The organism is Trabulsiella guamensis ATCC 49490 (assembly GCF_000734965.1).
GTDB classification, from domain to species: domain Bacteria; phylum Pseudomonadota; class Gammaproteobacteria; order Enterobacterales; family Enterobacteriaceae; genus Trabulsiella; species Trabulsiella guamensis.
Genome location: NZ_JMTB01000105.1, coordinates 88,946 through 96,776, shown reverse-complemented (window position 1 = coordinate 96,776; position 7,831 = coordinate 88,946). Strand labels below are relative to the sequence as shown.

The 7,831-nt window shown below is 50.2% G+C and carries 10 protein-coding genes and 2 pseudogenes; 2 read left to right on the top strand and 10 right to left on the bottom strand.

The features are described from left to right. The 10 genes and pseudogenes from GTGU_RS17800 to GTGU_RS17760 all read right to left on the bottom strand — a co-directional run. A pseudogene (locus tag GTGU_RS17800) lies at window positions 1-266 on the bottom strand (hypothetical protein); the annotation flags it as partial. A 13-nt stretch (window positions 267-279) separates the two neighbouring features. Next, window positions 280-2,730 (bottom strand): replication endonuclease, encoded by a 2,451-nt coding sequence (locus GTGU_RS17795; protein ID WP_245609621.1) that lies wholly within the window; start codon window positions 2,728-2,730, stop codon window positions 280-282. Window positions 2,731-2,773: 43 nt separating this feature from the next. Continuing rightward, a pseudogene (locus tag GTGU_RS17790) lies at window positions 2,774-3,010 on the bottom strand (DNA adenine methylase); the annotation flags it as partial. Beyond that, window positions 3,007-3,699: a 3'-5' exonuclease gene (locus GTGU_RS17785; RefSeq protein WP_051857388.1), complete on the bottom strand. Its 693-nt coding sequence runs from the start codon at window positions 3,697-3,699 to the stop codon at window positions 3,007-3,009. The gene GTGU_RS17785 and the pseudogene GTGU_RS17790, both read right to left, overlap by 4 nt. Window positions 3,700-3,726: 27 nt before the next feature. Then, window positions 3,727-4,326, bottom strand: a complete 600-nt coding sequence (locus GTGU_RS17780; RefSeq protein ID WP_156964208.1) for a 3'-5' exoribonuclease domain-containing protein — start codon at window positions 4,324-4,326, stop codon at window positions 3,727-3,729. Then, complete coding sequence (locus tag GTGU_RS17775) at window positions 4,323-4,529, bottom strand: hypothetical protein (RefSeq protein ID WP_038160143.1); 207 nt, start codon at window positions 4,527-4,529, stop codon at window positions 4,323-4,325. Before GTGU_RS17775 ends, GTGU_RS17780 begins: the two co-directional genes overlap by 4 nt. Window positions 4,530-4,618: 89 nt before the next feature. After that, window positions 4,619-4,963, bottom strand: coding sequence for a hypothetical protein (locus GTGU_RS17770; RefSeq protein WP_038160140.1), 345 nt, complete (start codon window positions 4,961-4,963; stop codon window positions 4,619-4,621). A 13-nt stretch (window positions 4,964-4,976) separates the two neighbouring features. Next, window positions 4,977-5,231: a hypothetical protein gene (locus GTGU_RS17765; protein ID WP_038160138.1), complete on the bottom strand. Its 255-nt coding sequence runs from the start codon at window positions 5,229-5,231 to the stop codon at window positions 4,977-4,979. Between the two features lie 132 nt (window positions 5,232-5,363). Next, entirely contained in the window at window positions 5,364-5,630 is a 267-nt protein-coding gene (locus GTGU_RS24930) for a hypothetical protein (protein ID WP_084222810.1), read from the bottom strand. 177 nt (window positions 5,631-5,807) lie between these two features. After that, a complete protein-coding gene (locus tag GTGU_RS17760) occupies window positions 5,808-6,083 on the bottom strand; it encodes a regulatory phage cox family protein (protein ID WP_038160135.1) in 276 nt (91 codons plus the stop codon). A 121-nt stretch (window positions 6,084-6,204) separates the two neighbouring features. Between GTGU_RS17760 and GTGU_RS17755 the strand changes: the two genes are divergently transcribed. Together GTGU_RS17755 and GTGU_RS17750 are read left to right on the top strand one after the other, a co-directional pair. Beyond that, window positions 6,205-6,504, top strand: coding sequence for a helix-turn-helix domain-containing protein (locus GTGU_RS17755; RefSeq protein WP_038160132.1), 300 nt, complete (start codon window positions 6,205-6,207; stop codon window positions 6,502-6,504). A gap of 124 nt (window positions 6,505-6,628) precedes the next feature. Further along, window positions 6,629-7,642 (top strand): phage integrase, encoded by a 1,014-nt coding sequence (locus tag GTGU_RS17750; RefSeq protein ID WP_038160129.1) that lies wholly within the window; start codon window positions 6,629-6,631, stop codon window positions 7,640-7,642. The last annotated feature ends 189 nt before the right edge of the window (window positions 7,643-7,831 follow it).

Below are 7,831 nucleotides of genomic sequence, written 5' to 3'. Positions count from 1 at the left end.
AGGTGCCCGCCGATGGTGAGATTGTCCGGCAGGCTGGTAATGACGGTGCGGCTCAGGTAGAGGTGCCCGCCGATGGTGAGATTGTCCGGCAGGCTGGTAATGCCGGTGCCGCTCAGGTAGAGGTGCCCGCCGATGGTGAGATTGTCCGGCAGGCTGGTAATGTCGATGCCGCGCAGGTCGAGGTGCCCGCCGATGGTGATGTTTCCATTATCTGCAACGGTATATTTAATGCGTTCACTGTCAAGAATGCTGATTACCTGATTCATGATCGTTAGCCTCTTATTTGCTATTTCGGATTCGGTTAAATCGCTCAATCAGCGATTTTCCTTGCTCTTTGTTCTGATGTTTCTGTACTGTTGATATCCCGCGATTGCTGGTGATCAGTCGTCCTTTCTCTACGGTAAAAATCAGGTCGCCGCTGGCTATCGCGGCACCTGACAACAGTGATCTGATCATCACTGCACTGGCATCAATTCCACGCAACGCCAGCAATTCACTTACCTGCTTTTCTCTTACTGATAATTCCGGTGGCTCTTTTTTTTCTGACTGTCGTAACTTACGTCTGCGCCTCATGTCTTCGCTCAGTCGCTGGGCAATCTCCCGTTTTTCCTTGCGTGAAAGCGCATCAAAATTCACCGTCCCGCCGTCAGATGGTGCGGTCATTTCTGACCTCACTGCAGCTTTATCGCCGGCATGTTCAGGACCGTCATTCCCTGTAGCGGGATTCCGCGTACAGTTATTGACAGAACTCCAAGGGGCGGCGTTGCCGCCTGAAAAATCAAGGTCAACACCCTTTGTTTCCGGGGCTTTGCGCTTCGGTACGATTTTGTATTGTGCGGTGCGGGTGTAGATGATGGCGTCGCTGCCCGCAAGCGGGCAGTAGATCCCTTCGATTTTTGAGACCGTATCACCATAATCATTGCTGTTTTCTGTGGTGCTGTAGTGGAGGCGGATCTTCAGCTGGTCGCGCTCAACAAAGGCTCCGCCCTGAAGCTGAACGTAGTCCTGCCAGCTTGCGCCGTCAGCTGCTGCGCGAACGGGTTCAATCTCCGGGTGCAGCACCAGTTCGCGGCTTCCAAGGCGACGAAGCTCGCGCCATGTTGTGACGGGAGCGCCGCCAATCTGCTGGAACTGACGAATGCCCCAGCGTGAAGCCCACGCCCTTACGCGTCTGGCTTCTTCTTTGATGGGGTTGCCGGTTTCCTTATCCACCTCACCATCCATGCCGTAACCATCAATATTTTTCGAAATATATTTGACGATATAGCCGATTGCTCTGCCACGGCTCTTGTCTTCCCGTTCAGCCTTAAAACGATACTTATCTGCGCCCGGTTCGTTGCCGTCTTCCTTGAGCGCGTGCATACGGAAAACCTCGGTTGCTTCTTTCACGTCTTCAGGGCGGAACCACAGAACGAGATGCCAATGTGGTGTTGAATCGTGATGGGGTTCAGCGGTACGAAAGCCGAACGTACGGATACCCCGGCGCTTCCATGCGGCCCGCGTGCGCGCCCAGACCTTGCAGAGATATTTCTGGGTCGCTCTGGGATCCGCATTCCGGCATTTATCATTGCGCTTGCCAGAGGCGATATGCATTGCATGATATTTGGAAGGGGCGGTAAGGGTGTAGAACATCCCGACCAGCCCCATTTCATCGGCGATTTCCTGAAAACCAGCTGCACGGGTGGTCAGCTCAAGACGCGCTATCTTTGGGTTGGCTGTACTTGACATCACCTTGTCAAGCAATGGCGAGCGCTCCCCGGTCTCCTGGTCTTCAAGCTCCATCGCACTGAGATACTCAAAGTTTGCTTTCTTTTGCGCAGCCCACTCTTTCAGGCAGGGGTCTGAGCACTTCGGAGAGGCGTGCTTGCTGACATAACCCGTTGCTATCATGAGGTGTTCGCGCCAGCGGTCATGTGCGCGCTTCAGCTTGCCAGACCACCACTTTTCCGACTGGAGGCGAGCCACTGCGCGAAGTGCATCTTTCGCCTCAAGTGATTCGTTGCAGTAAGCCTCCCACCCCGGAACGGGAATATTCAGGTGTCTGGCCTTGCTAGCTACCGCACCGTAAGAATAAATGGTTGAAAACTCCGGGTTGTCCCTGTGCACAAACTGAAAATCAAACTCGCGCATAAACTCGCTTTTCATCAAATTTGCAAGCTTATAAGCCAGTCGTTTCAGGCGTTTTTTGTTGGCCCATGGCAACAGATGAAAGTCTTCACGAAGTGGCAGCAGGATAGCCGGAAGCGGATCCTGTGGCAGGTACTGCGCGTTGACCGCCTCAATGCGGCGTAGGATGTGGCGCTCAAATGTGCCAAACAACCATTTAACTGCTCTGGCTGGATCCTGATCGTTCAGCTCCTCCAGTTGCCGGGAGAAACGGTAACGGATAAATGCGGGCAATGCCTGTAGGCGGCGTCGAAGATACATTACCCGGCGTTCGTGTACGAGCCGATCGCGCTTTATCGCTCCCTGTTCGGTTGGCGGGCAGAGTTCAGTAATGTCATCGGGGGATAACGCCTTACGCTCTCCCTCAGGGTTGAGGTAGGTGATACCTCCAGTAACAGCGGTATCATCTGCCGCTGGCTGTGCTGGATCTGGCGTCAGTCCATTGGCAGTGGCAACATCAAAATCCGGCGAATTCCAGACATAGGCATAATTCATCTTCTCATTACGAGCACGGGCTGCTGATAAATCGGGGTTTATTTGCACGTTCGAATTAGTTGTGCTCATATTTCACTCACGCACAAATAATCATGAAAAAGGGGAAAGCATGAAACATCGATCTCGCGATGTTGATCAGGCGTTCGGTATCAGTCGTGACCACACGGAAGAAATTGATCAGCGCACGGTTGCTGTCACAGAGAACGTATCGGCGGTAATCCGTATTCATGAACACCGTGCCGCTGCCAACAAATGGCTCAATCAGGCAGTCGGCTTCCGGCAGATGTTTCAGTAACTCCGGCATGACGCGGGATTTTCCGCCCGCCCACTTGATGGGGGATCTGTTCATGCTGTCATCTCCGCGATACGGCGAATGATGTTCAGCGTCATCCGGCAGTCATACAGGGCGCGGTGCGCGTTACCATCTTCCGGCACCGCATCCAGCGCGGTGGCGGCATCGACCAGTTTTGACCACTTGTATTTACGGCGGTAAGCATCCCATTCGCCGTTATATTCGACGTAAAGCTGCATGGCACATTCCGGTTCGCGCATACCGGTGACCGGCACACACATTTCCTGCTCTATCATTCCCGCGTCAAACTTTGCGTTGTAGGCCACCCATCTGTTTCCCAACAGCGTGATAACCTGCCGTTCTGTCTCCCGCCATGATGGTGCGTCCTTCACCATCTCATCGGTAATGCCGTGAATGGCGGTAGCTTCTTGCGGAATGTGAATGCCTGGATTAATGAGAGTGTTAAGCAGCGTTTCTCCGGCGCAGTTGATGATGGCGATTTCCACTATCCTGGCGTCCCTGCCAAGTCCGGTAGTTTCGGTATCCAGAATGAGGTAATTGCCTTTTATCCAGCGGCGTGCGGTCTCATGCGGAAACTCTGGTTTGCCCTCGAAATACGCGGCCAGATCGGCCAGATACCATGCATGCCTGATAATGTCCGCAGAGCTGCTATATGCCATCTCCGGATCTGTCAAAAGTCCCGGCAGAATGGCTTTAAAAAAATCATTGCGATTGCTGGTATTCATGATGGTTGCCCCTGTGTCGATTACGTATCACTCTGAAAGATCGGTGAACTGTTCTGTTAGTCGCTGCCAGATCTCACAGACCTGCTCAGCGCGGTAAGCGGCGTCGGTCAGAGTGAACTGCGCGGAATCCCGGCGTGGGTGTGGAACGTATCCTGTGGCGGCTGCAACAGTGATTAATGTGCTGAGATGAGCGGGCTTGATATTCTGCGGCAGCACGTTTGATGGCGAGCACCCGTAATCTTCTACCGCCATGATCAGCCTTGCGAGGGAGGTGCCATCCCCGTGCTGCCAGCAATGAAGCTGGCGACTCTTTGATGTGTTCGCCGATATGAATTTACAGACATCCATGACGGCTTCTTTTTCGCTGACATCCCCGGCCAGTACCGCCGAACGTACCCGCGAATCCGCCATCATTAATTGGCGAAAATACGCATGGCTCATGTGTACAACGTTGTTTTCGTCAGCGATGTTCACAACGCGATAATATTGCTGACCGATCCCGCCAGTTTCTGGATCAAAAAAAACGCACTCGATGGCGATGATTCTTTCTTCCGGAAAACCTCTGAGGGAGTTAGCTGGTGTGCTGACCTCTAGCATGCAATGGTTCATTTGATTTTCTCCGTTCATAGACTTAATTCGCGGTTGTCAATCCACGCGTCGATAGCGGCGTAGATCTCATCCGGTGTGCTGGTTTCAGTTTTCAGAAGACTGATGCGGGTGCGCAGCAGGCCAAGCAGGTTCGCACGCTCGGCTTTTCTCGCCTGCAAAGAAATGGCGACAAACTCAGGATCGCTAATCTCAGTGGTCAGCTTTATTGAATTGACGTGCATAATTACCCCCGAAAAAAGGTAAAGCGAAGCCCCGGCGAATACGCCGTATTTACATCTGTGGTGCTGATTAATTGCGTTTCTTTAATTCATTAATACGAAAATGTAGTTACTGAATTAATGCGATCCTGTAGTGTTCTTAATTCTGCGTTAATCTTTTCAAGGTCAGCGCGGAACCCGCCAGCTTCCTGGGTGCGTGGTAATTCGTTCATCATCTTTCTGGTGATAACCATAATGTCGACAACATTTGCTGTGGCATAACGCGCTAATGAAGATCCGGTATTCTCGCGAACGTCATCGATAAATTTCATAACGGAAGGATCATCAGCGTAAAATGTAATTTCACCGCAACCGTTAAGGCGTATCGTTAAGCCGTTTTTCTCAATATAAGGCAACGCCACATCCCTGATATACATTAGCTTTTCTACTTCGGTCATGATCGCTGACTCCTCAGTAGTTGTGATAAGTATTCTTAAACGCAATTACGACAGGTGCGGGCACCACGTTGTTCATGACGTCGTTGACGAACGGGCGCAGATCATTAAGTGCCTCATTGTCGCTGGCGCAAAATGCCACAGCATAGAGATGCTGAACGCCGCTTGCCAGAATACCGTAATACATGTCACGCCCTTGAGGATTGTTCTCGACTTTAAAGCTATAATCTTCCAGCATCTGATTAATCAGCTCCGCGTAAAACTGTTTCATTTTTTGCGCTCCTGCCTCTTAAGCTTTCTGTTAATACGAACCCGGCGACAATGATCTTTTATGACTTCACGGACAGAGCACGACATAGCTACTGACAGAACGAACAACCAGAACGCCAGTAATAGATCATCGCTAGAACCTTCCATATCTTAAAACCCTGTCTATCGTCTTGCAGGCTTCTGCTAATGCGAAATCACGTCCGTAATAAATATCTTCTTCACTTCCATGATCGCGCCTGGTGATTAAATACGTGATGCGATCATTAAGTGCATTACGTGGCGTTTTGCGTATTGTGAAACCGCGATATACATAAGTATTTTTACTTGCCTGAACTGGCGCATAAGTCGGCACCACAACAGAACCCGCATATGACCCATGTTGTGAATAACGTTTTTTCATCAGTTAATTATCTCTGCATGAATTCCCGCTTCATCATTATTTATTCTTAAGAAGATTGTTCTTAAAGAATAAATGTCTTAATAAATCTTGCCGTTAGCGCGACCGCGATTGAGCCAACACAGATGAAAATGATCGCAGCAGTCATAATAACGGCAGCTTCTTTAACATAATCGTATTTCATGAGAGATCCCCTACGCCCAACCACATCAGCCAACCATCACGAATCTCTTTAGGTCTGCTTTCATACGCCAGTTTCAGACCTTTGTTCCACGCAGGAAGGTAAATCCAATACTCTCCAGCGCGTCCAGAGGTAGATTGTGGGTCGGTCATCTCAATGATCGGTAACTTACGCTTCTCGATCATCCCTTTCACCGCTGCCGGTGTCTTACCGATGAGTTTTGCGAACTCCTGATACGGCACCGCATCGGTAATACTTACAAGCTGTCTGCTCATCTGCTAGGATTCTCCTTTGGTGCTTTTAATTGCTCTTAGTGGGCTTTAATTGCTCTTTTTCCACTATACGAAAATCAAATTTCGTATCCGATAAATCACAAATTACACAATGGGATAATCTATGTCAATCGACGTGTCAGAGAAAATTAAGTTGATTCGTGAATCAGAAAGGTTAAACCGACGAGAATTCAGTGAGATAACAGGTGTTCCGTACAGTTCACTGTCGAGCTATGAGAACAGATCTAAAAACGCAGGTGTAGAGTCCATAATGAAAATCCTTCAACACCCCCGGTTCACGAAGTATACCCTATGGTTTATGACTGGTCAGACCTCCCCGGAATCCGGTCAAATTGAACCGGCTCTCGCACACTTTGGGCAAGATGCAACAACCTCGCAGCCCTCAGACCAAAAGACTGGCTAACGATTTACCGTGAATACATGCATCACAGGTGCATGCTGCTCGCGGCTAAATTTTGCACACGACATTACAAAGAGTTAGGAACAAGCAGAAAACGATCAAAACGATCCCATCGGAGGGCTTTCTTATGACAATTAAGAAACTCGATGATGGTCGATATGAAGTGGATATCAGACCTGCCGGGCGCAACGGAAAGCGTATCCGCAGGAAGTTCGACAAAAAAAGTGAGGCTATCGCTTTCGAAAAACACACGCAGTACAACCATCACAACAAGGAATGGCTTTCGAAGCCGACAGACAAGCGGCGTCTGTCAGAGCTAACTGCTATCTGGTGGGAGTTGAAAGGGAAGCACGAGGAACACGGAAAATCTAACCTTGGGAAAATTGAGATTTTCACCCGGATAACGGACGACCCTTGTGCGTTCCAGATAACGAAAGCACTTATCAGCCAGTACAGCGCGACCCGCAGAAGCCATGGTGTCAAGCCGTCAAGCATCAACCGGGATTTAACCTGCATAAGCGGCATGTTCACCGCATTGATTGAGGCTGAATTGTTCTTCGGGGTGCACCCGATACGCGGTACGAAAAGACTGAAAGAACAGAAGCCGGAAACCGGCTATCTGACGCAGGATGAAATTACCGTGTTGCTATCGCGGCTGGACGGGGATAACAAGAAGATTGCGATTCTTTGTCTCAGTACCGGCGCAAGATGGGGTGAAGCTGCGCGGCTGAAAGCGGAAAACGTGATCCATAACCGCTGTACGTTCGTTAAGACCAAGACGAACAAACCACGCACGGTACCAATTTCTGATGAGGTGGCAAATATGATCGCCAGCAACAGGCGGGGCTTTCTTTTCCCGAAGGCAAACTATCCGGCATTCAGGCGGCTGATGAAGGAGCTGAAACCCGATTTACCGGCAGGACAGGCAACGCACGCACTGCGTCACAGCTTCGCAACTCATTTCATGATTAACGGAGGGAACATCATCACGCTGCAACGCATCCTCGGCCATTCGCGTATTGAACAAACAATGGTCTATGCGCACTTTGCTCCGGAATACCTGCAGGATGCAATTTCCCTCAATCCGTTACGTGGTGGTGTTGAGGCTCAGAGCGTCCACATAATGACCACAGATGAGTAACTAAATATGGCTTTCAATGGTCTTGTGTGCCGCGCAAACCCGCATTGCACCGTTGAAAGCCAGCCCCTGCAAGGGTCTCAAAAGCCCTTACGCGGGCTTATTTTTTCCTTCCTCTTTTTTCGCTGTTTCAGCCTGTTCCTGGGCGACTTTTCCGATCCTGCGATAAACTTGTTCTCATGTTAAAAAATG